General features: G+C 32.6%; 27 protein-coding genes and 1 tRNA gene. 17 read left to right on the forward strand and 11 right to left on the reverse strand.

Annotated elements, in window-relative coordinates; genetic code table 11:
* Positions 1-31: 31 nt before the first annotated feature.
* On the reverse strand, positions 32-1,267 hold the full coding sequence (locus tag M9C82_05495; protein ID URQ73403.1) for a dicarboxylate/amino acid:cation symporter: 1,236 nt from the start codon (positions 1,265-1,267) through the stop codon (positions 32-34).
* Positions 1,267-1,461: a rubredoxin gene (locus M9C82_05500; GenBank protein URQ73404.1), complete on the reverse strand. Its 195-nt coding sequence runs from the start codon at positions 1,459-1,461 to the stop codon at positions 1,267-1,269. The genes M9C82_05495 and M9C82_05500 overlap by 1 nt, the downstream gene beginning before the upstream one ends.
* 43 nt (positions 1,462-1,504) lie before the next feature.
* On the opposite strand from M9C82_05500, the gene ubiA reads away from it, so the two are divergent.
* The 8 genes from ubiA (at position 1,505) to ntrC (ending at position 8,881) form a co-directional block, all read left to right on the forward strand.
* A complete protein-coding gene (ubiA, locus tag M9C82_05505) occupies positions 1,505-2,362 on the forward strand; it encodes a 4-hydroxybenzoate octaprenyltransferase (GenBank protein URQ73405.1) in 858 nt (285 codons plus the stop codon).
* Positions 2,359-3,504, forward strand: a complete 1,146-nt coding sequence (locus M9C82_05510) for a GNAT family N-acetyltransferase (GenBank protein URQ73406.1) — start codon at positions 2,359-2,361, stop codon at positions 3,502-3,504. Before ubiA ends, M9C82_05510 begins: the two co-directional genes overlap by 4 nt.
* A complete protein-coding gene (locus M9C82_05515; protein URQ73407.1) occupies positions 3,470-4,099 on the forward strand; it encodes a DNA-3-methyladenine glycosylase 2 family protein in 630 nt (209 codons plus the stop codon). Before M9C82_05510 ends, M9C82_05515 begins: the two co-directional genes overlap by 35 nt.
* Before the next feature lie 112 nt (positions 4,100-4,211).
* Complete coding sequence (locus M9C82_05520) at positions 4,212-4,667, forward strand: DUF1249 domain-containing protein (protein URQ73408.1); 456 nt, start codon at positions 4,212-4,214, stop codon at positions 4,665-4,667.
* Complete coding sequence (locus tag M9C82_05525; GenBank protein ID URQ73409.1) at positions 4,639-5,202, forward strand: esterase; 564 nt, start codon at positions 4,639-4,641, stop codon at positions 5,200-5,202. The genes M9C82_05520 and M9C82_05525 overlap by 29 nt, the downstream gene beginning before the upstream one ends.
* A 109-nt stretch (positions 5,203-5,311) precedes the next feature.
* Entirely contained in the window at positions 5,312-6,292 is a 981-nt protein-coding gene (locus tag M9C82_05530; GenBank protein ID URQ73410.1) for a glutamine synthetase beta-grasp domain-containing protein, read from the forward strand.
* 92 nt (positions 6,293-6,384) lie between these two features.
* Positions 6,385-7,491 (forward strand): ATP-binding protein, encoded by a 1,107-nt coding sequence (locus M9C82_05535; protein URQ73411.1) that lies wholly within the window; start codon positions 6,385-6,387, stop codon positions 7,489-7,491.
* The gene (gene ntrC / locus M9C82_05540; protein URQ73412.1) at positions 7,484-8,881 is read left to right on the forward strand and encodes a nitrogen regulation protein NR(I); all 1,398 of its coding nucleotides are present in this window, start codon (positions 7,484-7,486) and stop codon (positions 8,879-8,881) included. Before M9C82_05535 ends, ntrC begins: the two co-directional genes overlap by 8 nt.
* A 10-nt stretch (positions 8,882-8,891) precedes the next feature.
* Here ntrC and M9C82_05545 read toward each other — a convergent pair whose 3' ends face one another.
* Positions 8,892-9,299 (reverse strand): rhodanese-like domain-containing protein, encoded by a 408-nt coding sequence (locus tag M9C82_05545; protein URQ73413.1) that lies wholly within the window; start codon positions 9,297-9,299, stop codon positions 8,892-8,894.
* Between the two features lie 36 nt (positions 9,300-9,335).
* On the opposite strand from M9C82_05545, the gene M9C82_05550 reads away from it, so the two are divergent.
* Positions 9,336-9,953, forward strand: coding sequence for a 2,3-bisphosphoglycerate-dependent phosphoglycerate mutase (locus tag M9C82_05550; GenBank protein URQ73414.1), 618 nt, complete (start codon positions 9,336-9,338; stop codon positions 9,951-9,953).
* Here the strand turns inward: M9C82_05550 and hisF are convergent.
* From hisF to hisB, 4 genes are read right to left on the reverse strand one after another with little or no spacing between them, the layout of a single operon-like run.
* The gene (hisF, locus tag M9C82_05555) at positions 9,942-10,706 is read right to left on the reverse strand and encodes an imidazole glycerol phosphate synthase subunit HisF (GenBank protein URQ73415.1); all 765 of its coding nucleotides are present in this window, start codon (positions 10,704-10,706) and stop codon (positions 9,942-9,944) included. The two genes, M9C82_05550 and hisF, sit on opposite strands and share 12 nt — an antisense overlap.
* Positions 10,706-11,428 (reverse strand): 1-(5-phosphoribosyl)-5-[(5-phosphoribosylamino)methylideneamino]imidazole-4-carboxamide isomerase, encoded by a 723-nt coding sequence (hisA, locus tag M9C82_05560; protein URQ73416.1) that lies wholly within the window; start codon positions 11,426-11,428, stop codon positions 10,706-10,708. Before hisA ends, hisF begins: the two co-directional genes overlap by 1 nt.
* Positions 11,425-12,036, reverse strand: a complete 612-nt coding sequence (gene hisH, locus M9C82_05565) for an imidazole glycerol phosphate synthase subunit HisH (GenBank protein ID URQ73417.1) — start codon at positions 12,034-12,036, stop codon at positions 11,425-11,427. The genes hisA and hisH overlap by 4 nt, the downstream gene beginning before the upstream one ends.
* Before the next feature lie 11 nt (positions 12,037-12,047).
* Positions 12,048-12,635 (reverse strand): imidazoleglycerol-phosphate dehydratase HisB, encoded by a 588-nt coding sequence (gene hisB, locus M9C82_05570; GenBank protein ID URQ73418.1) that lies wholly within the window; start codon positions 12,633-12,635, stop codon positions 12,048-12,050.
* A gap of 41 nt (positions 12,636-12,676) precedes the next feature.
* Here hisB and mutY point away from each other — a divergent pair, with 41 nt between their 5' ends.
* Genes mutY through M9C82_05585 form a run of 3 tightly spaced genes read left to right on the forward strand, consistent with a single transcriptional unit; the run spans position 12,677 to position 16,396 of the window.
* A complete protein-coding gene (mutY, locus tag M9C82_05575) occupies positions 12,677-13,690 on the forward strand; it encodes an A/G-specific adenine glycosylase (protein ID URQ73419.1) in 1,014 nt (337 codons plus the stop codon).
* The gene (locus M9C82_05580; GenBank protein ID URQ73420.1) at positions 13,687-13,953 is read left to right on the forward strand and encodes an oxidative damage protection protein; all 267 of its coding nucleotides are present in this window, start codon (positions 13,687-13,689) and stop codon (positions 13,951-13,953) included. Before mutY ends, M9C82_05580 begins: the two co-directional genes overlap by 4 nt.
* A 16-nt stretch (positions 13,954-13,969) precedes the next feature.
* Positions 13,970-16,396, forward strand: coding sequence for a glycoside hydrolase family 3 C-terminal domain-containing protein (locus tag M9C82_05585; GenBank protein ID URQ73421.1), 2,427 nt, complete (start codon positions 13,970-13,972; stop codon positions 16,394-16,396).
* Position 16,397: 1 nt separating this feature from the next.
* Here M9C82_05585 and M9C82_05590 read toward each other — a convergent pair whose 3' ends face one another.
* The gene (locus M9C82_05590; protein ID URQ73422.1) at positions 16,398-18,392 is read right to left on the reverse strand and encodes an aldo/keto reductase; all 1,995 of its coding nucleotides are present in this window, start codon (positions 18,390-18,392) and stop codon (positions 16,398-16,400) included.
* Between the two features lie 82 nt (positions 18,393-18,474).
* On the opposite strand from M9C82_05590, the gene M9C82_05595 reads away from it, so the two are divergent.
* The 5 genes from M9C82_05595 to M9C82_05615 all read left to right on the forward strand — a co-directional run bounded on the left by M9C82_05595 (position 18,475) and on the right by M9C82_05615 (position 20,236).
* Positions 18,475-18,550 (forward strand) — tRNA-Phe (locus M9C82_05595).
* Positions 18,551-18,598: 48 nt separating this feature from the next.
* The gene (locus tag M9C82_05600) at positions 18,599-19,198 is read left to right on the forward strand and encodes a hypothetical protein (GenBank protein ID URQ73423.1); all 600 of its coding nucleotides are present in this window, start codon (positions 18,599-18,601) and stop codon (positions 19,196-19,198) included.
* 8 nt (positions 19,199-19,206) lie between these two features.
* Positions 19,207-19,608 carry a cation transporter gene (locus M9C82_05605; GenBank protein ID URQ73424.1) on the forward strand — a complete coding sequence of 134 codons (402 nt, stop codon included), beginning with the start codon at positions 19,207-19,209 and terminating at the stop codon, positions 19,606-19,608.
* A gap of 5 nt (positions 19,609-19,613) precedes the next feature.
* Positions 19,614-19,979 carry a hypothetical protein gene (locus tag M9C82_05610; protein URQ73425.1) on the forward strand — a complete coding sequence of 122 codons (366 nt, stop codon included), beginning with the start codon at positions 19,614-19,616 and terminating at the stop codon, positions 19,977-19,979.
* On the forward strand, positions 19,976-20,236 hold the full coding sequence (locus tag M9C82_05615) for a metal-sensitive transcriptional regulator (protein ID URQ73426.1): 261 nt from the start codon (positions 19,976-19,978) through the stop codon (positions 20,234-20,236). Before M9C82_05610 ends, M9C82_05615 begins: the two co-directional genes overlap by 4 nt.
* Before the next feature lie 225 nt (positions 20,237-20,461).
* On the opposite strand, the gene M9C82_05620 is transcribed toward M9C82_05615, so the two are convergent.
* The 3 genes from M9C82_05620 to M9C82_05630 are packed head-to-tail and all read right to left on the reverse strand — an operon-like array spanning position 20,462 to position 23,606.
* A complete protein-coding gene (locus tag M9C82_05620) occupies positions 20,462-21,811 on the reverse strand; it encodes a UDP-glucose/GDP-mannose dehydrogenase family protein (GenBank protein URQ73427.1) in 1,350 nt (449 codons plus the stop codon).
* Positions 21,808-22,794, reverse strand: coding sequence for a glycosyltransferase family 1 protein (locus tag M9C82_05625; protein ID URQ73428.1), 987 nt, complete (start codon positions 22,792-22,794; stop codon positions 21,808-21,810). The genes M9C82_05620 and M9C82_05625 overlap by 4 nt, the downstream gene beginning before the upstream one ends.
* Positions 22,791-23,606: a UDP-2,3-diacylglucosamine diphosphatase gene (locus M9C82_05630; protein ID URQ73429.1), complete on the reverse strand. Its 816-nt coding sequence runs from the start codon at positions 23,604-23,606 to the stop codon at positions 22,791-22,793. The genes M9C82_05625 and M9C82_05630 overlap by 4 nt, the downstream gene beginning before the upstream one ends.
* Positions 23,607-23,978 lie beyond the last annotated feature (372 nt).

A 23,978-nucleotide genomic window follows, 5' to 3' on the forward strand; every position in this document is an offset into this window, starting at 1 on the left:
AGAAATCTAAATAATTTTCAGAAGTTTGATTTCAACTACGATCATAATAAATTTCTTGCTTCAAGCTATTTTCACTTGAAGAAATAATGCAGGCAATCATTGAATCTCCACAAACATTTACTGAAGTTCTTAACATATCAAGTAATCTATCCACTCCAATAATTAATGCTATTCCTTCTACTGGAAGTCCGACTTGTTGTAAAACCATTGCCAACATTATAAGTCCTACGCCAGGTACTCCCGCAGTTCCAATTGAGGCTAGAGTTGCTGTAAGGATAACCAATAAAAAGTCACTCATTGCCAAATCAACTCCATAAGCTTGTGCAATAAATACTGTCGCAACTCCTTGCATAATAGCGGTGCCATCCATATTTATAGTTGCTCCAAGAGGAATCGTGAAAGAAGCAACCGATTGATCGACACCGAGTTTATCTTTTGCCGTTTTTAAAGTTAAAGGCATTGTAGCGCTGCTTGAAGATGTACTGAATGCAAAGAAAATTACTTCTTTTAAATTTTTAAAAAAGACAAAGGGACTCAACCTCGTAAAAGAATAAAGGAAAAAACTATAAATAATAAGTCCATGAAAAAGTAGAATAAAAACTAACAAAACAAAATAAGATGCAAGATCAGTAATAATTGAAAATCCAATTTTGGAAAAAATATCTGAAAGCAAACAAAATATACCGTAAGGAGCAAACCAAATAATTATTTCTACAATTTTCAACATTAAATTATTACCTGATTGGAAAAAACTTATTATCTTTTCATTGTTGTTTGATAGAGCCTTAACACCAAATCCAATTAACAAAGAGAAAACAATTATTTGAAGCATTTCTCCTTCGGCCATCGACCTTATCGGATTAGAAGGAAAAATACTTACAAATACTTCCTTTAGGGAAGGGGCTGGTGGCGCGGAAAATTCAATATCCGTCGATAATCCAATTCCGCTTCCGATATCGAATAAGCTTGCAAAAGATAGTGCCGATGCGATGGCAATTGAAGTAGTCGCAAGATATAAACAAACCGCTTTAATACTTATGGATCCAAGTTTTGAAGAGTTCTCAATTTGAGCAACTCCCACAATTAAAGAAAAAAACACCAATGGGACTACCATCAGCTTTAGTGAAGAAATAAAAATTTCTCCCAAAGCACTAAAGATTTCCGTTAATAAAATTGCAAAAAAATAATCAAAAAAAAATATATTGATTAATGAACCAAAACTTATTCCCAAAAACATCGAGAGAAGAATCCTTCCGGTATATGACATTAATAACTTTTCCCGGAACCTTCTAAAGGCATCATATCAAAATCTTCTTTTCCTACTCCGCAATCAGGACAAACCCAATCATGTGGAACGTCTTCCCATTTAGTTCCTGGCGGAATGCCCTCCTCTGGCAATCCTTGAGCCTCATCGTAGATCCAGCCGCAAACGATGCATTCCCATTTTTTGAATTCTTCCATAATAAGTTCTGTACGGTTTAAATTTTTTGAATAATATATCAGTGTGAACAAAAGATTGAAAAACTATTTTTATCTAATGCGTCTAGACAAGCCAATAGGAACTATGCTTCTGTTATGGCCATCTTTAATAGCATTGGTATTAGCGTCGGAAGGGAATCCAAGCATCTATCTTTTTGCAGTATTTTGTATGGGAACTTTAATCATGAGATCTGCGGGATGCGTTATCAACGACTGGTTCGATCGAGACATAGATTCAAAAGTGTTTAGAACTCATACAAGACCTTTAGCTGACGGAAGAGTTTCTTCTAATGAAGCCCTAATGCTTTTCTCTTTACTATTATGCTTGGCTTTGATTTTATTATTTCAGTTAAATTTTCTTTCTTTTTTTGTTGCATGCTTGATAGTTGTTTTGGTTATTTTTTATCCGCTTGCAAAAAGATATTTGAAGATTCCTCAAATAATTTTAGGAATTACTTTTTCAGGAGGAATTCCATTAGCCTTTGCTGCCGCGTCAAATTCCTTGCCATCTACTTGCTTTATTTTAATGCTGGCTAATTTTTTTTGGATTTTATCTTACGATACCTCCTATGCAATATCTGATAAACAAGACGACTTAGCTCTTGGCCTGGGAAGCTCTGCAATCTATTTTGAAGGGAAAGAAAAAATTACAATTTTTACCTTTGGTTTGCTTGGCTTAATTACTTTCGGCAGTCTAGGTTTAATTTACGAGTACAATTTTTTATTTTATGGTATTTTTTTTGTTACTATGATTGGTTACTTTTTATTATTTATTAGAACAAGTTTCTCCAGCCCAAGTTCTAGTTTTAATTTTTTTAAAAAAAATAATCTAATTGGTTTTTTCATGTTTGTGGCTTTTTATATTAGCGAATTAATTTTATGAAAGTAAGTTTTCATAATTCTATTGAAGAAATTTCAAAAAAAAGTTGGGATGCGTTGATAGGGGACCTTAACTACCCTTTCCTTAGACACGATTTTTTGAAAACTTTAGAGGTTACTAACTGTGTAGGAACAAATACTGGATGGATTCCAATTCATATAACCATAGAAAGGGACGAAGAGTTAATAGCTGCGATGCCTCTTTATCTCAAAAGTCATTCTCAGGGTGAATTTGTCTTTGATCATTCGTGGGCTAACGCTTTTTATCAGCATGGTTTAGATTATTATCCAAAATTAGTAAGTTCGATTCCTCATACGCCTGCTTCTGGTCCAAGATTTCTGATGAAAGACGGCGAAGAAAAATCTGTTCTTTTTGGAAAAATTAAAGAAGGAGTAAAAATGATTTCTTCTAAAAATAACATTTCTTCGTGGCACATATTATTTCCAGAAAAAGATGAAATAAATTTTTATGAAAACTCCCAACTAAGCATAAGGAAAAATGCTCAGTTTATTTGGTTTAATAAAAATTATAAAAATTTTGAAAATTACTTGGAAAACTTCAGGTCGAGACATAGAAAAAATGTTTTAAAAGAAAGAAACAAAATTAAAGAGCAAGATTTGATTATAGAAACTTTGTCTGGGGAAGATCTTAATTATGAAATCATGAATAAATTTTATAAATTTTATTTATCAACAAATATCAAAAGAAGTGGATTTTCTGGCTATCTTACAAAGCAATTTTTTTTGAACTTTCCAAAAACTTTATTTTCAAATTTAGTAATCGTTTTTGCGAAGAAAAAAATAAATAATGAAATGGTTGGAGGTTCTTTATTCTTTAGAGATAAAAAAAATCTTTATGGAAGATATTGGGGGTGTCAAGAAGAATACGACTGCCTGCATTTTGAATGTTGTTATTACCAAGGGATCGAATACTGCATAAAGAATAATCTTGAAAAATTTGATCCGGGCGTTCAAGGAGAACACAAAATAAAGAGAGGTTTTTCTCCCACAGAAACTTTTTCAGCTCATTGGATTGCTGATGACAGATTTAGAGAAGCTATAGATGATTTTGTACTTAGAGAAGAAAGACATATTAACCACTACTTAGAAGATGCAAAAAGATTACTCCCATTTAAAACTGTTTGAATGTCATCCTCAAAAAAAAGAAATATTTTATTTGATTGAGAAAGATAAAGATCTTAAAAAATTATTTGTAGAGAATTATAATTTTAAAAAGTTTAAACGACCAAAAGGGTTCGAAGGTCTTGTCAGACTAATAACTGAGCAACAACTCTCGGTTGCTTCCGCAAAAGCGATCTTTCTGAGAATTAAAAAAAACTTGAAAATATTTAATCCTGATCAGTTCTTAAACTTATCCGATGAGAAGCTTAAAAGTACTGGATTGAGTAGGCAAAAAATTAATTATTGCAGAATCTTAGCTAGATCTATCAAAACCAAAGAATTAAATCTTACTAAAATTCATAAAATGAATGACGAAAACTTATTAAAAAATCTCACTAATATCAAAGGAATAGGAGAATGGACGGCAGAATGCTATATGTTAGCTAGCCTAGATAGGCCTGATATATGGCCCGTTAAAGACCTTGGATTACAAGTTGCAATTCAAAGAGTTAAGAATCTAAAAACTAGGCCAAGCGAAGAAAAGATGATCGAAATTAGTGAGGTTTGGAGACCTTATAGATCGATAGTAGCTAATGTGCTATGGGCTTCGTATGACTAATTTGAAAATTTTTTTTGTAAAAGTAGACTCAGGGAATAGATAGTTAAATATATTTAAATAACAATTTTTAAAAAAAAGACAATTTTTTATAATAAATATTTAAAATAAAATTATGAAAACTGATACAGGATATAAAGAACTCAAAGAGCTTCAAATGTTACAAAGCTCTATTTATATTTTAGTTTCTAAATTAATTTTCGAATTAAATGTAGAAAAAAGGATTTCATTTTATTTACCCATGTCAAAAACAAATGAAAACATTAATAAAATTTATTTCCATTTAAAACCTTTTTCGAAATATACATCAAATTTGAAAATATCTATGCGATCTCCTTTTGAAGAAAAGCTACTTAAATTAGATCTAAGGATCTATCATGAAGCACGACTTGGGGAAGTTGTAAGATTTCAAAATTTTCATGTAAGTCTTCTTGATATTTTTCAAACAAATCTAAGATTTGGATTTCAAAGAGATGAAAGACTGCAATGGAATTCTTTTGCAGAAGAATTTTTAAAATTATCTATAAAGGAAGGAAGATCTATTGAATCTTTTATACCTCCACGGTTTTAATAGCTCCCCTGATTCTACCAAGGCAATAATTTTTCAATCTTTTGTTAAGAAAAAAATTTCCGAAAGTTTATTAGTTCCAAGTTTACCAATATCTCCAAAAGAGACTATTTTACTTTTAGAAGAAATAATTGAAGAAAATAAAAAAGAGATTTCTTTGATAGGTAGTTCCCTAGGGGGATTTTATGCAGCTTATCTAGCTGAAAAATACAAATTGAAAAGTGTTTTGATAAACCCAGTGGTCTCGTCTCATTTGAAAAATATGAAAGATTTAATAGGTGAACATGAAAATTACAATACCGGTGAAAAATATTTTTTTTCCAAATCAAATTTTAAAGAGCTATTTGACTATAAAATCAAAAGATTCTCTATTCCTCTGAATCAGTTGTTTCTTTTGCAGTTAGGAGATGAAGTTTTAGATCAGAAAGAAACCTTAAAATATTATAAAGGGTCATTATTTTTGGTTGAGGATGAAGGATCTCATAAATTCGATAATTTCGAGAAATATCTTCCTTTGATTTATGATTTTATGACATAATGTTCTATATTAGTGCATTTTGTGTTCTAAAAAAGATCATATTATGCACTGATTTTTAACATTCGGTTTGTTATCATAATTGACCGATTAATTTTTTTTAGGAGATAAAATGTCAGATTTTAAGACTTATGAATACATCTGGTTAGATGGTTACCAACCAGAAGCTAACATGCGAAGTAAAGTAAAAGCTACTGATGAAGATACGCCGCCTGATTGGTCATTTGATGGATCTTCAACTCAACAAGCTGAAGGCGGAAGTTCAGATTGCCTTCTTCTTCCAGTCCAAACTTATTCAAACCCTCATGGTCACGATTTAGTGCTTACGCAAGTGCAAACAGCTGAACACGAAACTCATCCTTCTAACTTTAGGGCTGCAGCCGCTGAAGTTGTTACTGATGAATGGTGGTTCGGATTTGAACAAGAATTCTTTTTCACAGACCCAAAAACTGGCGAACCACTCGGTTGGGAAGATGGCACACCTAGAGAGCAAGGTGAATATTATTGCGGAGTAGGAGCAAGTAATGTCGTTGGTAGAGAAATTTCCGATGCTCACTTGGAAGCTTGTCTAGAATTAGGTATAACTTTGACTGGAACAAACGCTGAGGTTGCTCTTGGTCAGTGGGAATACCAATGCTTTGGAAAAGGGATAAAAGCTGCCGATGATTTATGGGTTAGCAGATATTTACTTTTCAAAATTGCCGAAGAGTTTGGAGTTGGCGTTAATATTCATCCAAAGCCAAAAACTGGAGATTGGAATGGTTCCGGAATGCACTCTAACTTTTCTAATGAAGAAATGAGATCAAGTGGATCGAAAGAATTATTTGAAGGAATTTGTGAAAAACTAGGAAAGGTTCATGAAGAGGGAATTGCTTCTTATGGTTCTGATAACGATATGAGGCTAACTGGTCTACATGAAACTCAAAAAATTACTGAATTTTCATATGGAGTGAGTGATAGAGGAGCAAGTATAAGAATCCCTGTCTACACTGTTGAGCACGATTGGAATGGATATTTAGAGGACAGAAGACCAGCCTCTAATGCCGATCCTTACAAAATATTAGCTCATATTGTTGGAACTTTAGTTAAGTAAAGAAAATGTTTGATGGTTCTTCCCTCTTTAGATGGAAGGCCTCAAACAGGTTCGTTTAGTAGATCAACGATAATTATTCTATTTTTATTTATATGACTACGAGTAGCTTAAATCCTTTTTTTATAAAAGCCTTAGAATCAATTTCTTCTAAAATTCTGATTGCAGATAAGGATCTTAAAGTATTCTATCTGAATAGGTCGGCTGAAGACTTTTTAAATACAACTCTTGAAGAGAGTAAAAACCAAGAAATATCTAAGATCTTCACAGAAAAACCAAAAAATGATTTGGAGTTGAAGGAATTATTTGAAAATAAGGGTCATCTTAAAAGGCACATAACTACTCTTTTTTTAAAAAATAATTTAAAGAAAAAAGCTTCTTTTCTAGCAAATTTTTTTAAAACTGAAAAAAAAGAAAAGTATATTATTTTCGAATTTTTTAATGCTGATAAAACTGCTTTGGATGCTAAAAGAGAGAGGCGATTTAAGGGCGATGTCATAACTAATGCATTTTCGAAAGTATTAGCCCATGAAATCAAGAACCCTTTAAGCGGTATCAAAGGATCTGCTCAACTTCTCTTAAATAAAATTGAAGATCCTGATAGTGAAGAATTTCTAAATATAATCTTAAGAGAAACCGATCGAATAACAAAAATCATTGATCAAATTTCTAAGAAAAATTTTCAACTAAACCAAAAGTTATTGAACATTCACAGTGTTTTAGAGAAAATTCCGGCCTTTGTAAATTCATTAGATCTTACAAACATATCTGTTGAGAGAGATTACGACCCAAGTATCCCGCTTATTAATATAGATGATAATCTTCTCACTCAAGTTTTTTATAACCTAGCAAGAAATTCAATAGAGGCAATTGAGTCAGCAAAAAAGGGAACTAAGTTAATTATTAGAACTAGAATTATCTATGAAACGTTCATTAACAAAACTTTTCATAAATCTGCTTGCTTAATAGAAATTAGTGATAACGGTCCTGGAATTCCAGAGGATTTAATAGATTCAATTTTCTTTCCACTTGTCTCTACTAAAGAAATAACCTCGGGATTAGGACTTGCAATTTCTAGAGGTATTATTACCCAACACAATGGAGAAATTGATTGTGTAAGTGATAAAAAAGGAACAACTTTTTCAATCATTCTTCCAATTGAAGAACGATCTGATTTATTAAAAGAGGAAATAAATGCCTAGATCAAAAAAAGTATGGATTGCCGACGACGACGAGTCTATAAGATTTATACTAGAAAAAGGACTTATGGATGCAGGTTTCAATGTAAATGTATTTGAAGATGGAAATGAAGTCGTAAATCGACTTGATATTGATAAGCCTCATGTTCTTTTAACTGATTTAAAGATGCCTGGTAGGGATGGCATGGACCTTTTAGATACTTTTAAGAACGAATATCCAAACATACCAGTCATTATGATGACTGCACATTCAGATTTGGATACAACTGTCGAAGCTTTTGAGAACGGCGCGTGGGACTATATTGCAAAGCCTTTTGATTTAAACGGAGCTATAGAGAAAATTAGCAAGGCTTTAACAGAGCAAAAAAAGAATTCAAAAGTCTCTAAATCAGGTGATGAGATTGACTTAAAAAGTGGAAAACTCATCGGTAAATCAAATGTGATGCAGGATCTTTTCAACTCTATCGGAAAGCTTTCGCATTCGAGCAGCACTGTTCTCCTTTATGGTGAGTCGGGAACTGGAAAGGAGCTGGTGGCAAGAGCGATTTATGAGCATTCGGAGAGAAATAATAAAAAATTAATATCTCTTAATATGGCTGACATCCCAATTGAGCTTTTGGAATCTGAACTTTTTGGTTATGAAAAAGGTGCTTTTACGGGAGCTTCTCAGAGAAAACTGGGAAGATTCGAGCAAGCGCACGAGGGAACTTTATTTCTTGATGAAATTGGAGACATGCCATTTGAAACACAAACAAGAATTTTAAGAGTCCTTTCTTCAGGTGAATTTTACAGAATTGGCGGAACTGATCCGGTAAAGGTAGATGTAAGAATCATTGCCGCTACAAACCAAAATTTGAACGATAAGGTAAAAACTGGAGCTTTCAGAGAGGATTTATTTCATCGATTGAATGTAATTAGAATTGCGCTACCGCCTCTCAGAGAAAGAAAAGAAGACATTCCTTTATTGGCAACTTATTTTCTTAATATGTATAGCGAAGAATTAAAATCTGAACCAAAAATTTTAGCTCCGGAGGTAGAAGAATTATTTAGAAATCTTATTTGGCCAGGTAACGTTTTACAACTTCAAAATCTTTGTCATTCTTTAACAGTATTATCTTCTGCTCAAGAAGTAGTAATGTCTGATCTTCCTAATGATTTAATTATTCAGAAAAAAGGTCCAGACTTAACATGGAATGATATGCTTGAAACTTGGGCTTCAAAAGAACTTATAAATGGAGAAGATCATATCCTAAATTCAACAGTTCCTATTTTTGAAAAAACTTTAATTAAAGTAGCCCTAAAAGCATCTAAAGGAAAAAAAAGTGAGGCTGCAAAATTACTTGGCTGGGGAAGAAATACTCTTGCCAGAAAGATGCAGGAATTAGATTTTTGATATCTTTGATTTAATCAAGTAATGGAAGACCTTCGGCGATCCAATTGTTGATCCCACCCTTAAGAATAAAAACCTCACTTCCTAATTTTTTTAATTCTTTAGAAAACTCTTCAGATTTATTTCCATTTTGGCAGAAAAGAATAATCGGCTTGTCGGTATTTTTGTCAATTTCTTTCTTACATTTTTCTAAATTTGGTCCTAAGTAAAGTGCCTGACTAATTTTTCCTTTAGCAAACTCTTTATCATTGCGTAAATCTAACAATAAAGCATTTTTGTTATTTAACTGAAAAATAAGTTCTTGTGGTTCAAGTTTAGTGGCTTTTCTTAAGTTTTCTGTGTAAAAAAATAAAGATATCGCCAATACTAATGGAAGCACCAAAAACCAATTTGTAAGCAAAAATTCAAAGAAATATGGCATCAGAGAGGTATCATAACGTATTTAGATATTTTAACTATGTCAAATGAATTAAAAAATTTTCTAGTTTTGATCAGACACGGACAAAGTGAATGGAATGAAAAAAATCTTTTCACAGGCTGGAAGAATCCTCCTTTAACAAGGTTGGGTGAATTGGAAGCAGAACGTGCGGGATCAAAAATAAAATCTTTAAAGATAGATTTTGATATTCATTTCACATCGGAATTAATCAGAGCACAAAGTACGGGTTTCATTATTCAAAAAGTTATCGAAAAAAATATAGACACGATAAAAAATGTTGCTCTTAACGAAAGAGATTATGGAGATCTATCTGGCTTAAATAAAGACGAAGCTAGGAAAAAGTGGGGGGATGAACAGGTTTATATTTGGCGCAGATCTTATGATGTACCCCCGCCGGGAGGCGAAAGTTTGAGAGATACTTCTAATAGAGTAATTCCATACTACAAGGATAAAATTTTGCCTAAATTAAATTTAGGTAAAAATATTTTGGTTACTGCTCACGGGAACTCTTTAAGAGCTTTGGTGAAAGAAATAGAAAGTATTTCTCCAGAAGACATCGTTAAACTCGAAATTGCTACTGGAGAACCTATTATTTATTCTTACTCTCAAAATAAGTATAGAAAATTAGAACTTTAACCTAACTGAGATTTTATTTTTTAAAAGTTCTTTCTTGACTTTCATAATTGAAATTTCCTCGTAATGAAAAATACTGGCAGCCAAAACAGCATCTGCTTTCCCTAATTTGATAGCTTCTACTAAATGACCAAGTTTGCCTGCTCCACCAGAAGCTATTAAAGGTATTCTCAATAAAGAAGAGAGTTTTTGATTTAAATCGTTATCGTAACCACTTTTAGTTCCATCCTTATCCATAGATGTCATTAAGATCTCACCTGCTCCCAAATCTTCAACTTTTTTTGCCCAGTCCAAAGCATTTAATTCAGTTTTATTTTTTCCACCATGAGTAAAAACTGTCCAATTCTCTCCTTCTTGCTTAGCATCGATTGCTACAACGATGCATTGAGATCCAAATTCTCTTGAAGCTTCTTCCACTAACTTTGGTTCAAGTATTGCAGCAGTATTTATAGAAACTTTGTCTGCACCGGACTTGAGCAAAACTTCAACGTCTTTTAATCTTTTGATTCCTCCTCCAACTGTAAAGGGGATAAAAACTTGATTTGCTATCTCCTCAACAGTAGTAAGTGTTGTAGATCTTTTTTCGTAAGATGCATCTATATCAAGCATACATATCTCGTCTGCTCCTTCAAGATCATATCGTTTAGCTACCTCTGAAGGACTTCCTGCATCAACAATATTTTTAAAATTAATACCTTTGACTACTCTTCCGCCTCTTACATCGAGGCAAGGAATAATTCTTACTGTAAGAGACATTATTTTTTAAACCTCTCTAGAATTTCCTTCAAGTCAATAGAACCTTCATAAAGAGCTTTGCCACAGATCGCTCCGTAAACATTTTCTAATAACGCTAATTTGACTAAATCTTCAAGACAACTTACTCCTCCTGACGCAATTATTGGAAAATTTGACACATCAGCTAATTTTTTGGTCTCTTCAATATTAGGACCTAGCAGCATGCCATCTTTGTCAATATCTGTATAAATAATTTGATGAATGGGAAGTTCTTTAAACCTCTCAACTAAATCTGTAGCTAATATCTCTGAAGTTTTCGTCCAGGCTTCAGTAGAAACGTAACCTTTTTTTGCGTCCAGTCCTAAAATAATTCTCTTTGGGTAAATTTCACAAGCTTCTGAAAAAAAATTCTTATCACTTATTGCAACACTACCTAAAATAAAAAAATCGATACCTAAATTTTCGTAATTTTTTAGTGTGTCGAGATTTCTAATTCCGCCTCCTAACTGAAGAATAGAGTTTGGGAATTTCTTTCGAATTTCCTCAATTACAGAAAAGTTTGTCGACTTGCCTTCATAAGCCCCATCTAAGTCAACCAAATGTATTCTTTCTGCTCCCATGCTAATCCAATGCGCCGCAGCATCTGATGGATCTTCAAAGTAAATTTTGGTCGAGTCAAGATCACCTTTTTGGAGCCTCACACATTTTCCATTTTGTATGTCTATTGCTGGAATAGGAATCATATCTTCCAATCTATAAAATTTTTTAAAAATCTTAATCCTTGAGAACCGCTTTTTTCAGGGTGAAATTGGACACCGATTATGTTTTCTTTAATTACTGCAGAATTAAAAATTTCTCCATGAGTTGTTTGAGCCAAAACTTTACTATCTTCAACTCTTTTAGAAGCGAAAGAATGCACAAAATAAAAATTGCTGGAATTAGGAATTGCAGAATTGATGAAATGATCTTTTTTAAATTCAACTTGATTCCAGCCCATGTGTGGAATTTTTAAATTTTTACTATGTATAAATCTTTCAATCTTCTCGGGAAAAATATTCAATCCTTGGTCACCTAAAGATTCTTCACTGACTGAAAATAATACTTGTAGACCTAAACAAATTCCTAAATATGGCTTCTCCGATATTGTATTTTTCAAACTTTCGAAAAGTTCGTTTTTTTTTAAATTTTCGATACATGCGCCCATAGATCCTTGTCCAGGTAAAATTATCTTATCTATGGAATTGAAATCTTCTCTTTTAGAGATAATTTTTGCATCAGCTCCCAAGAAAGTTAATGCCCTTAAAACAGAAAAGATATTACTCGCACCATAATCTACGACACCTATTTGCATAATAAAACCTCTTACAATGACCCTTTGGTCGAAGGTATCTGATCTGTTTTTGCTCCATCTAGAGCACAAGCTTGCTTGAGAGCTAAAGCAAAAGCTTTAAAAATAGTCTCTGCTTGATGATGAGCATTGATACCTTTTAAGTTATCAATGTGAATCGTTGCAAGCGCTTTATTTGTAAAACCTTGAAAAAATTCTCTAAGCAACTGTAAATCAAAATCATTGATAGATTCTTTTGTGAATTCAACATTCCAACTCAAGCCTGGTCTACCCGAAAAGTCTACAACTACTCTAGACAAAGCCTCATCCAAAGGAGCATAGGCTGATCCAAATCTCTTGATTCCCTTTTTTTTACCGAGAGCTTTATTGAATGCATCGCCCATACAAATACCAACGTCTTCAACCGTGTGGTGTGCATCAACTTCAAGATCTCCAGATGCAGAGAGACTGATATCAAAATCGCCATGTTTCGAGACTTGTTCAAGCATGTGAGAAAAGAATGGCAAATCTATTTTATGTTTACTTTCTCCACTACCATCTAGGTTTAAAGAAAGTGAAATTTGCGTTTCTTTGGTATTTCTTTCTAAATCAATTTTTCTCATAAAAAGTTATTATAACGGAGCGAAGGATTAAAAATAAATTTATGAGTAATTTTTCTGAAAAGATTATATCTTGGTATGAAATCAATGGTAGGAAAAATCTGCCATGGCAAAAAAAAGATCCTTACAAGGTCTGGATTTCTGAAATCATGCTTCAGCAAACTCAAGTAACTACAGTCATTCCTTACTTCAACAAATTTATTTCTAAATATCCAACAATTAAAACTTTGGCCTCTACAAGTTTGGATGAAGTCTTGTCGTTGTGGTCTGGACTTGGGTACTACACAAGGGCAAGAAATATTCATAAAACGGCAAAAATTTTAAAAAAGGATTTTGACTGCAAACTTCCTAACGAAATTGAAGCTTTAATGTCTCTTCCTGGGATTGGTTTTTCTACTGCTGGGGCAATATTATCACTAGGATTCGAACAATCTGGAGTAATTCTTGACGGAAATGTAAAAAGAGTTTTATTAAGAATCTCTGGAAGTAAGTCACCCATGAACAAATATAAGACTGAAAAATCTCTTAAAGAGTTCGCAAATATTTTATTGCCTGATTCAAAACATAAAGAATATTCTCAAGGTCTAATGGATCTTGGAGCAATAATTTGCAGGCCAAATAATCCAAATTGTAGTGAATGTCCGGTAGATGAGGATTGCGCAGCGAATAAAAATGAAATACAAGACGAAATACCAATAAAGATCGCTAAAAAAGAAAAAATCGAAAAAAAAATTGATTGGATTTTAATAAAAACAAAAAATAAAGTTCTTCTTAAGAAAAATAAAGAAAAAGGAATTTGGCAAAATCTTTGGGTTCTTCCAGAAAAAGATTTTTTTTCTTCAAAGAAAATTTCTAAAATACTTCCTGTGGAAGAGGATTTTTCAAGCTTTGAGCATCATCTATCCCATAAAAAACTTCTAATCTCAGTGAAGGTATTGACTATTAAAAACAAAGATAGATTGTCGATTGATAGAAGGATTTTTAATTGGGTAAATATTTCTGATTCAGTTAATATGGGAATTCCTAAACCCGTCAAAGATATTTTAAAAAAAATATGACTGAAAAAGTATTTTGTAGAAAATTTAAAGAAGACCTTCCGAAAATGGTTCGCCCGCCATACCCCGGCCCTAAAGGAGAAGAGCTCTTTAATTCTGTTTCTAAAAAAGCCTGGGACGAATGGATTACCCTTCAAACTACACTAATAAATGAAAAACAATTAGACCTTTCAAAAAAAGAGGCGAGAGATTACCTTAATATTCAATTGGAATTATTTCTTGATAATAGCGATCATGACACCGCCGAAGGGTTCAAAGAAATATAAAATCTAGACAACTCTCATGGTAAGCATAAAGAAAACAGTTAAAAAACTAACGCTAGATGAGAAAATTTCGTTATTAACTGGTTTTAATTCTTGGTATTCCAACAAAATACCTAGACTTAAAATTCCGAGTATGAAAATGTCAGATGGTCCTAATGGAGTTAGAGGAGATTCTACCTCTGGAAAAAGCTCAGCCTGTTTTCCTTGCCCTATTTCTTTAGGGTCGACTTGGAACAAAGAATTAATAAATAAAATTGGAATTGCTCTTGGACAAGAAGCTTTAGATAAAGACGTCGATGTTCTTCTTGGGCCTACTATAAATCTTCACAGACACCCTCTTGGAGGAAGACATTTTGAAAACTTTTCAGAGGATCCGGTTTTAACAGGAGAAATTGCGGTTGCCTATGTAAAAGGAGTTCAATCAAAAAAAGTTTCCGCTTGTTTGAAGCACTTTGTCGCTAATGATACAGAGTTTGAAAGACACACAGTAAGCTCAAACCTTGACGAAAGGACCTTAAGAGAAATCTATCTTTTACCCTTTGAGATGGGAGTAAAAAAAGCAAAAGCAAAGTCTGTTATGTCTGCGTATAACAAACTCAACAATATTTATTGCAGTTCTAATAAAGATTTATTGATCGATATTTTAAAAAAAGAGTGGGGCTTCGATGGTTACGTTGTAAGCGATTGGGGGGCTGCTTTAGAAACCGTTGATAATGCCACTGGTGGCTTAGATATGGAAATGCCTGGACCAGGAAATACTTGGGGAGAGAAACTTAAAACGGCCGTAGAAAAAAAAGAAGTCTCCGAAACTTTAATTGATGACAAAGTAAAAAGAATTTTATCGACTATGGAATTTACAGGAAGATTTAGTTCTCCAAAAAATAAATCCGAAAAAGAAAAAAATAGGAAATCGCATAAAAAGTTATTAAGAAATTGTGCAAGCGAAGGCATGGTTTTATTAAAAAATGAAAATTTACTTCCTCTAAAGAAAAAAAAGATTAATTCAATTGCTCTCATTGGACCCAACGCTAAATTTAGTCAAATTATTGGAGGAGGAAGTGCAAGCCTTAAACCGCATTATCAAATCCACCCTTTAGAGGCTTTGAAAAATTACATAGATGAAAAAAGAATTTCTTACGCAAAAGGCGTACATACACATAAGTACCTTCCAAAATTCAATGAGTCTTTGTTTTCTGATTCCGAAGGATTTAAAGTCGAATATTTTGACAGCGAAATAAAAGAATCTAAGCTCTTAAAGACAGAATTTCTGAAAGGAAATAAGTTTTGGGTTTTTGATGGATTTGCAAAAGATATTATTAACAAAGATGAACGGCCCAATATCAAAGTTAAATTCTCTTGTGAATACAAGGCAGATGTTGAAGGCGCACACGAATTTGAAGTTTTTGGCATTGGACCATGTGTCATGAAAATCGATGGCAAAGAAATAATAGATAATGCAAACGATATACAACCAGGTGAGGCATTTTTCTCTTTTGGCAGTGCTCCTAAAAAAACAAAATTGATTTTAAAACGGAATCAAAAATATCTAATCGAAGTCATATATTCCTTTGAAGGAAGGTTTCCTGCTGTTCAATTTGGTTGCTTACCTCCTGACAAAGAAAATTTATTAGAAGCTGCAAAAAAAATAGCTAAAGATTCAGATGCAGTGATTTTACTTGTTGGCACAAATTCAGATTGGGAGACGGAAGGTAATGATAGAAACTCTCTTGAGCTACCCTGTAGCCAAGATGATTTAGTTAACCAAATCACTAAGATAAATTCAAATTGTGCTGTGGTTCTGAACACTGGTTCTCCGGTGAGTATGCCCTGGGTAACCCAACCAAAAGCAATTATTCAATCTTGGTTTGGGGGTCAAGAGTACGGAAATGCTCTCATGGACATTATTTTTGGAGAAACTAATCCCTCAGGAAAACTTCCTACAACTTTCCCTACAGAAATTAAAAGTACTCCGGCTTTTTCGTCCTACCCAGGGAAAAATTCACAAATGAATTATGAAGAAAAGCTTCTCTTAGGTTACCGATGGTATGAAAAAAGAGACATCAAAACATTGTTTCCTTTTGGCCATGGTCTAAGTTATACGAGTTTTGAATATAAAAATTTAAGTCTCATTCAAAAAAATAAAAAAGTTTATTGCAATCTTGAAGTTTCAAATATTGGGAAAAGAGAAGGAAAAGAGATAATTCAATGTTATGTCAGTTCCCCAAGTCCAAACAAAAATGAGCCACTTAAAACTCTTGAAGCATTCATTAAAGTAAGAATAAAAAAAGGACAAACAAAATTAGTGACCCTTGAATTAGATGAAAGAAATTTTTCTTATTGGGACATCAATTCAAAAAATTGGAAATTAAAAGAAGGTGAATACGAAATTTTAATTGGCTCTTCTTCAGAAAATATTCACTTAAAAGAAAAACTTTCTCTTAAATAGTTTATCCATTTAATAAAAAGGTAATTTGTTTGCTTGTAAGTTTAATTGACAAGGCTCGCATACAACTCTCCGATTCAAATAGATTTCTTGGGCCAATTAAAGGAAAAATATTTTCATGTCGATTGATAACATAAGCTAACGATAATTCAATTGCCGTGCATCCTAATTCATCAGCTAAATGAAAACACCTCTCTCTTCGATCTAAATTTGACCGACTATGCCAAACCCTTAATTCTTCATCCAAAGTTGGGTTAGCTCCATGGGAACCTTTTGGGAATGATTGTTGTTGTACAAAAAATCCACGAGCTTGACTGGACCATGGAAACAAATAAATATTATTCTTAATTACGTAATCTAAAAATTCTTCATCACACCTCATACAACCAGGCCAAACGGGCTGATTCATTTCTGCCAAACTAAAGTTGTTACTTAATACTTTAAATCCTTCTTTATCATTAGCTTCGGCATATTCATTTGCCTCACTAAACCTATTAAGACTCCAATTTGAAGCACCCAAGATTGAAATGAATCCAGCTTTTTTTAATTCATTTAATTTATCAATAAATTCGCCTACAGGAACTTCAGGGTTATCTCTATGCAAACAATAAATATCGAATTTTTTTAAGTTAAGTCTCTTTAAAGATTCTTTTATTTGAGGCTCTATAAAACTTGGCTCACACTGTGGAGTATGTGCGCCCTTTCCTAGAATAATCACCTCGTCTTGAATATTTTTTTTTCTTATCCAATTGCCTAGGTATTTATCTGAAAGACCATTGTTATAGATGTAAGCGGTATCAAAAATTCTTCCACCCTGTTGATAGAAATGTTCAAACATGCAGTAGGCATGTAAATCAGAGATTTGATTGTCACAACCAAAGACTACTTTCGGAGTTGATTTTCCTAGTATTTCAGTTGTATCTTTTTCTAAGTTAGAATCTAAATGAAAATAATGATCAATTATTGGAGAATTTTTGATTTCGTTGCTTGGGTAGATTACTCCTAGCTTGGAATACCATTTTTCTAAAGAAAGAATGTTTCCTAAAGTATCCTTGTGGGACATCAAAGATGATTCAAAAATATTTTGAGCTATGCAATTTGCCGCCTCATCAATTTCTCTAGTAAACAATCCTACTTCATCATTTATCTGAACGATTTCCTCTTTTCCTTGATTAATAAATTTAACCGAAGAAATGCCGTCGTTAAATTGTCCGCAATGCCAAGGATCAGAAATTTCTAATCTCAAGTTTTCTGCTTCAACAATCAAATTGTTTTCATAGTTCTCATTAATAGCCGTCTTGATTTCTGCAGAAATATTTTCTGAAAATTCAATCGTCGCTGTTGATTTAGCGTCTACACCTGTTTCATCTAACTCCCCTTCTACAGTTATTTTAGAAGGCTCTGCAAAAGGTAAATCAGTTAGTTTTCCGCCAATTAGTCTTGCCATAGATAAGGGATAGCAGCCTACATCTAGAATTGCACCTCCTGCTAACTTTGGATTTCTTAATCTATGCTCTTTTGATACATCAGCACTAAAGCCAAATGAACTCTTTAAAGAAACTCTTTTATTGAGAAAATACTTTTCAATGTACTCTAAAATCTTAAAAGTCTGAGGGTGACACCTATACATAAATGCCTCCATAAGAAAAACTTTTCTTTTTTGGGCTTCATTAATTAATATCATTGATTCAGAGGAATTTATCGTTAAAGGTTTTTCACACAACACATTAAGATTGCTTCTTATGCAATCCAAAGAATATTTAAAATGAGAAACGTGAGGAGTAGCTACATAAACCGCTTCAATGCCGCTATTCAAAAACTTATCTAGTTTGTTGAAAGAATTTATTCCATGTTTTTGTGCAAAATTCTTTACTTTGGTTTCATTTCTTCCGAATACCGCTTGAAGTTCTGAAGTTTTAGAATGTTTGATCGAATGAGAAAAAGCATTGGCGATTCCCCCATTTCCAATTACTCCCCATTTTAATTTTTTCTTAGGCAATAAAAATCTCCCCTTTGCTAAACATATATTCTAAATTGATTGCGCATTAAAGACGATTCTTCTAAGATATTTTCTTTCCCAAGCCCAGATAGCTCAGTTGGTAGAGCAAAGGACTGAAAATCCTTGTGTCGGTGGTTCGATTCCACCTCTGGGCACCAACGAGATAACATTTTTAAAACCAACTCAATAATACTAAAATACCCCCAATGGGTATAAGAATTATTTGTCTTTTGTCTGTCATGTCGTTTGGACTTGATGCTAGACCTATATCTTACACAGGTGGTTCAACCATAATGGCGTTTTCAGATAACATAAAAAATTCTATCTACTACCATTATTCGCCATCCTATAAATACTCAATTGGGATTGAAGTTATAAGAAATAAATATTTTAAAGATAATTATTCATATGTTAGATATACATACTTGATAAATAGAAAGAATACTGAAAACTCTCAAAGAAATTTGTATTTTCAATCTGGTGTTAGTTCAAAAGGTTTTGATGAATTTTTTTATGGTATACATGGAGATTGGGAAACAAGAAGATTATTTGTTGGTTTTGGAATAAAGGAAACTGAAAGAAAAATTCAAGACTATTTAGAACAATACTATCAAATAGGAGTTGCGCCCTATCTTGGTGATTATGGTGACTTGCACACATGGATAATGATTAAGGCAAAAGATAATTCTCTTGAAAATAAGTGGTCAACTTACCCTGTATTAAAATTTTTTAAAGGAAATGTTCTTATGGAATTTGGTTATAGCAAAAAAACTAAATGGGATATTCATCTAATGTATAGATTTTGAGAGGAAAAATGAAAAATATATTATTAATTCTTATTTTTACTTCAATGGCATGGGGAGAAACCCCTCATGACGGCATGCATCATACTCATGAAGGACATGTTCATGAAGAATTTGTAGATGGTAAGAAATTAGAAGTTGATCCTGAGAGATTTGATAAATTCGTTATGGATCTTGAAGATACCCAAATTGCAATCGTGAATGTTCAAGGTATGGTGTGTGATTTTTGTGCTAGAGGTATTGAAAAAACATTTAAAAAAGACACCAATGTAAAAAAAGTAGACGTTGATCTGAGCAAAGGAAAAGTTTTAATCGCATACAATGTTGCTCATGAAATAATCTTTGATGATATCAAGGAAAAAATTCTAATAAACGGACAAAATGCAATTGATATGCAGGTTATTAATCTTTAAAAATTATGCAAGATAAATCAGCAAATTTTTTATCCTTGTTTGCCTCGTCATCAACTTTAATATGTTGTGCACTTCCTTCATTATTTATTGCAGTTGGTGCAGGTGCTTCTTTTGCAAGTTTAATAACAGTCTTTCCATTTTTAATTGTCTTATCTCAATATAAATTATCTATAACAATATTTGCTTCAGTGACCATCATATTTGCTGGATATGTGAATTATAAAACTTATTATATGCCTTGCCCCACAGATCCTGAGTTAGGCAAGTTATGCATGCAAACTAGAAAACAATCAAGATATGTTTATTACATTTCAGTTGTATTGTTTATTTTTGCTACAATATTTACTTATTTAGTTCCTAAATTCGTATGAAAAATCCATGCCATAAAGAAGAAATTCCTAGTCTTAACAGAATTGAGGGACAAGTTCGTGGAATTGCTAACATGATTGATGAAGAAAAGTATTGCATTGATATACTCAATCAAATCAAGGCAGTTAGAAATGCTCTTACAAGTATTGAAGGAAAAATATTAAAAAGACATATGAAAGAATGTGTTAAGGAAGCATTAAATGATGAGAAGGGTTTTGACAATAAGGTTGAGGAAATATTAAAAACCCTTAAAAGATAGATTAAATTACTGGTTTCATGTGTGCGCTCTTTGTATCAATGCTGTGAAGGTTTTTATCATGTTCGTGCACACAGGTGTGCACACAAATGGTCTGAAAGGTAATAATTTAAAGGGATTATGACTTACGAACAAAGAACTGAAAATCCTTGTGTCGGTGGTTCGATTCCTAGCAGGGACATCACAATTTTCTAAAACTAAAAAAATAGAATCTTTTTTAAGACTTCATTATTTTATAACATTCAAAGAATTAGAAAACTTTTGTATGTTATTTACTTTAGTTGGCCTTCCAATACATATGTAATCAAATTCTTTCTTAGACAGAAGATTTGGATCGTAGATATTCCTTCCATCAAAAATAACTGCATTTTTTAAATAAGTTTTTAACTCTTCCAAGTCTATGTTAAAAAATTCTTTCCATTCTGTAGCGATAATCAATGCATTTGATTCTTTAGCTGCATCGAAAGGATTATCATTAAAAGATAAATTTTTATGCTTTATAGTTTCTCTTAAATTATCAAGAGCCTTAGGGTCATAGGCTTTAACAAGCGCTCCTTTGTTTAGAAGATTTTTAATCAATTTAATTGCAGGAGCGAAACGAATATCGTCTGTATTAGGTTTGAAGGATACACCCCATACAGAAAGAGTAAGGCCAGATAAATCATCAGATTTGAAATATTCTGTAATCTTTTTAGTAAAAATGTCTACCTGGAAATCATTAATCTCAATTACAGATTTTAATAGTTTCAAATCTAGATTTGCGTCATTAGCATTATCAATTATCGCTCTGATATCTTTAGGAAAACATGAACCGCCAAATCCCAATCCAGGATATAGGTATTCATAACCTATCCTTTTATCAAGTCCTATACCCATTCTTACTTTCTCAATATCAGCACCCTTTATGTCGGCATAATTTGAAAGCTCATTCATAAAACTTATTTTAGTAGCCAAAAAAGCATTTGAAGCATATTTAGTCAACTCTGCCGAAGGTGTGTCCATAAAAATTATAGATTTATTCTCCCTTATGAAAGGAGAAAAAATAGTTAGAAAAAAATCTTCTGAGATATCAGAATTTTTACCAATGACTATTCTGTCAGGTTTTAAGAAATCTTTTACTGCAGAACCTTCTCTTAAAAATTCTGGACACATTGAAATATTGATATTCTTTGAGGAATCGATCATTGTTGATAATTCTTCACATGTGCCTGGAGGAACAGTAGATTTAATAATAAAAAAAGCATCTTTTGTATTTTCAGAAATAGAAAAAATTGATTTGTAGAGAGCTAGTAAGTTTGCCTCACCCGAACCTCTGGGTGGTGTGCCGACACAAATAAAAAATATATTTGAAAAATCGGAAACTTCCTTCAACTTATCTGAAAAACTTAATCGATTATTTCCTAAATTTTCTTTTAGCAAAGATTCAAGCTGAGGCTCATAAATATTAGTTTTACCGTTTTTAAGAAGATCAATCTTATCCTTATCTATGTCATAACATTTAACTTCATGTCCTGAGTGGGCAAAACATGCTGCAGTTACCAAGCCAACATATCCTGCACCAATAACATTAATATTCATGAATGTGCCGTTGTTACCGAAGAAATAAAATTGCTTGCAACTTCGTCCCAAGAATATTTTTTTGAATATGCAATACACGATTTAGGATCAACTTTTTGTGCTTGCTTTATTGCTTGGTATAAATCTTTATTTAAATAGCCATTTACGCCATTCTTAACAACATCAATAGGTCCGGTTACTGGATATCCTGCCACTGGAGTTCCACAGGCATTTGCTTCTATCATCACTATTCCAAAGGTATCAGTCCGAGAAGGGAAAACCTTAACACATGCGTTTGAGTAAATTTCTGCAAGCTCTCTGCCAAATTTATAGCCAAGAAATTCTACATCTGGATATTTTTTTTTGAGACTTTTCAAACTAGGCCCATCACCTACAACGACTTTCTTTTTGTCCAGTTCTAAACTTAAGAAAGACTCTAAATTTTTTTCTTTAGATACTCTGCCAACATATAGATAGTAACTATTATTTCTATCACTTGGAGTGGGGGAAAAAATGTTTTCATCAATGCCCCTTGACCATAAAGCTAATTTCTTAATTCCTATCTCTTCCAGTTCCTTTTTATGAGATGGAGTATTTACAAAGGTCACACAAGCTGCATTGTGAAACCATCTTTCAAATCTATTTGTAAATTGAACTGGAATACCCAGCATTTTTTTTAGATATAAGGGAAAGTTTGTGTGGTAAGAAGATGAAAATTTTAATTTTTCAACCAAACACACTTTTCTTGCATAAAGCCCAAGCGGGCCCTCAGTTGCAATATGAATTAAATCTGGACGAAAATCGTTTATTATTTTTTTTATTTTAAAAACATTCAGTGAAAGTTTTATTTCCTTATAAAAAGGTATAGGAACAGAAACAAAACTATTTGGCTCAATAATTTTTACATCATTATTTATTGATAGTTTCTTTACTAAATTTTCTAATGTAGTTACTACGCCATTAACTTGAGGTTTCCAAGCATCCGTGACCAAAAGAATTTTCATGCAACCTTATCTTCTGTATGATTTTGATTGTTTGTATATTTAGAATAATCAATTATGTGAAAACGGCCCTCATAATCTTCTACCAATGCTGTACAAGACTCAACCCAGTCGCCACAGTTTAAATAATGTATTTCATCTATCATTTCATTCGCAACTGAATGAATATGTCCGCAAATTACACCATCAAATCCTTCTTTTTTACATACAAAAGCTAAAGTACTCTCAAAATCGCTTATAAAATTTACTGCTGATTTAACTTTGTGTTTTACGAATGCTGAGAAGGACCAGTATCCAAGATTGAAATTTTTTCTGAAAAAATTTACTACTCTATTTGTTGCCATCAAGAGTTCATAAGCCCAGCTTCCTAATTTAGAAATCCATTTACTGTATTTCGTAACTAAATCAAATTGATCGCCATGGATGACAAGGTATTTTTTTCCACTTATCGAGGTATAAATAGCTCGATCAGTAACTTTTACATTTCCAAGTAGGATAGGCGAATATGATCTAAGAAACTCATCGTGATTTCCAGTGATGTAATTTACATTTGTGTCATCTTTGGCATAAGACAAAAAACGTCTTAAAACATTGGTGTGCGCTTGGGGCCAAAAAAGAGATTGTTCCATTCGCCAGCCGTCAACGATGTCTCCAACAAGATATAGTTCTTCGCAGGAATTATTGTAGAGAAAATCAAGTAGTCTTTCTGCTTGACAACCCTTGGTGCCCAAATGAATGTCTGACAACCAAATAGACTTGTATTTTTTTTGATTCACCAATGAAACTATTAGAAACTTATGTAAGTTCTGATTCAATGCTCATAAATCTAATCAGTATGATTTTTTCTTAAAATTTTCAATTCTGTAACAGAACCTTTATAAAGTTCACGCTTTCTTTAAGTCATCGCAAAAAGTACCTATAGCTTTATTAAAATTTGAAGAGTTATGTAAGAAAATGAAACAATGAAAATATTCGTTGGTTACTACTAGGAGCAATTTATACAAAATAAGACTTTTAGAACCTTTAAAAATACATACTATTTCTACAACGACTTAACTAAAGAAAAGGATAGAGATTTTGAAAATAATATAATGATCTCAATGGAACCTATGGTTTAAAACTCTGCATGGCATACAAAACCAGCAAACTTAAAAGACTTAACAACTGGTAAAGCACAAATACTTGAA

It is taken from the genome of SAR86 cluster bacterium, from assembly GCA_023703675.1.
Classification (GTDB): domain Bacteria; phylum Pseudomonadota; class Gammaproteobacteria; order Magnimaribacterales; family AG-339-G14; genus AG-339-G14.

Excerpts from the sequence above, each read along its gene's own strand:
- ntrC (URQ73412.1), top strand. The coding sequence starts at position 7,484 with ATGCCTAGATCAAAAAAAGTATGGATTGCCGACGACGACGAGTCTATA.
- M9C82_05495 (URQ73403.1), bottom strand. The coding sequence starts at position 1,267 with ATGTCATATACCGGAAGGATTCTTCTCTCGATGTTTTTGGGAATAAGT.
- hisA (URQ73416.1), bottom strand. The coding sequence starts at position 11,428 with ATGATTCCTATTCCAGCAATAGACATACAAAATGGAAAATGTGTGAGG.
- M9C82_05535 (URQ73411.1), top strand. The coding sequence starts at position 6,385 with ATGACTACGAGTAGCTTAAATCCTTTTTTTATAAAAGCCTTAGAATCA.
- M9C82_05520 (URQ73408.1), top strand. The coding sequence starts at position 4,212 with ATGAAAACTGATACAGGATATAAAGAACTCAAAGAGCTTCAAATGTTA.
- M9C82_05620 (URQ73427.1), bottom strand. The coding sequence starts at position 21,811 with ATGAATATTAATGTTATTGGTGCAGGATATGTTGGCTTGGTAACTGCA.
- M9C82_05605 (URQ73424.1), top strand. The coding sequence starts at position 19,207 with ATGAAAAATATATTATTAATTCTTATTTTTACTTCAATGGCATGGGGA.
- M9C82_05550 (URQ73414.1), top strand. The coding sequence starts at position 9,336 with ATGTCAAATGAATTAAAAAATTTTCTAGTTTTGATCAGACACGGACAA.
- M9C82_05515 (URQ73407.1), top strand. The coding sequence starts at position 3,470 with ATGCAAAAAGATTACTCCCATTTAAAACTGTTTGAATGTCATCCTCAA.
- M9C82_05615 (URQ73426.1), top strand. The coding sequence starts at position 19,976 with ATGAAAAATCCATGCCATAAAGAAGAAATTCCTAGTCTTAACAGAATT.
- hisH (URQ73417.1), bottom strand. The coding sequence starts at position 12,036 with ATGCAAATAGGTGTCGTAGATTATGGTGCGAGTAATATCTTTTCTGTT.
- M9C82_05610 (URQ73425.1), top strand. The coding sequence starts at position 19,614 with ATGCAAGATAAATCAGCAAATTTTTTATCCTTGTTTGCCTCGTCATCA.
- hisF (URQ73415.1), bottom strand. The coding sequence starts at position 10,706 with ATGTCTCTTACAGTAAGAATTATTCCTTGCCTCGATGTAAGAGGCGGA.
- M9C82_05585 (URQ73421.1), top strand. The coding sequence starts at position 13,970 with ATGGTAAGCATAAAGAAAACAGTTAAAAAACTAACGCTAGATGAGAAA.
- M9C82_05625 (URQ73428.1), bottom strand. The coding sequence starts at position 22,794 with ATGAAAATTCTTTTGGTCACGGATGCTTGGAAACCTCAAGTTAATGGC.
- M9C82_05500 (URQ73404.1), bottom strand. The coding sequence starts at position 1,461 with ATGGAAGAATTCAAAAAATGGGAATGCATCGTTTGCGGCTGGATCTAC.
- M9C82_05580 (URQ73420.1), top strand. The coding sequence starts at position 13,687 with ATGACTGAAAAAGTATTTTGTAGAAAATTTAAAGAAGACCTTCCGAAA.
- mutY (URQ73419.1), top strand. The coding sequence starts at position 12,677 with ATGAGTAATTTTTCTGAAAAGATTATATCTTGGTATGAAATCAATGGT.
- M9C82_05530 (URQ73410.1), top strand. The coding sequence starts at position 5,312 with ATGTCAGATTTTAAGACTTATGAATACATCTGGTTAGATGGTTACCAA.
- M9C82_05510 (URQ73406.1), top strand. The coding sequence starts at position 2,359 with ATGAAAGTAAGTTTTCATAATTCTATTGAAGAAATTTCAAAAAAAAGT.
- hisB (URQ73418.1), bottom strand. The coding sequence starts at position 12,635 with ATGAGAAAAATTGATTTAGAAAGAAATACCAAAGAAACGCAAATTTCA.
- M9C82_05545 (URQ73413.1), bottom strand. The coding sequence starts at position 9,299 with ATGCCATATTTCTTTGAATTTTTGCTTACAAATTGGTTTTTGGTGCTT.
- M9C82_05600 (URQ73423.1), top strand. The coding sequence starts at position 18,599 with ATGGGTATAAGAATTATTTGTCTTTTGTCTGTCATGTCGTTTGGACTT.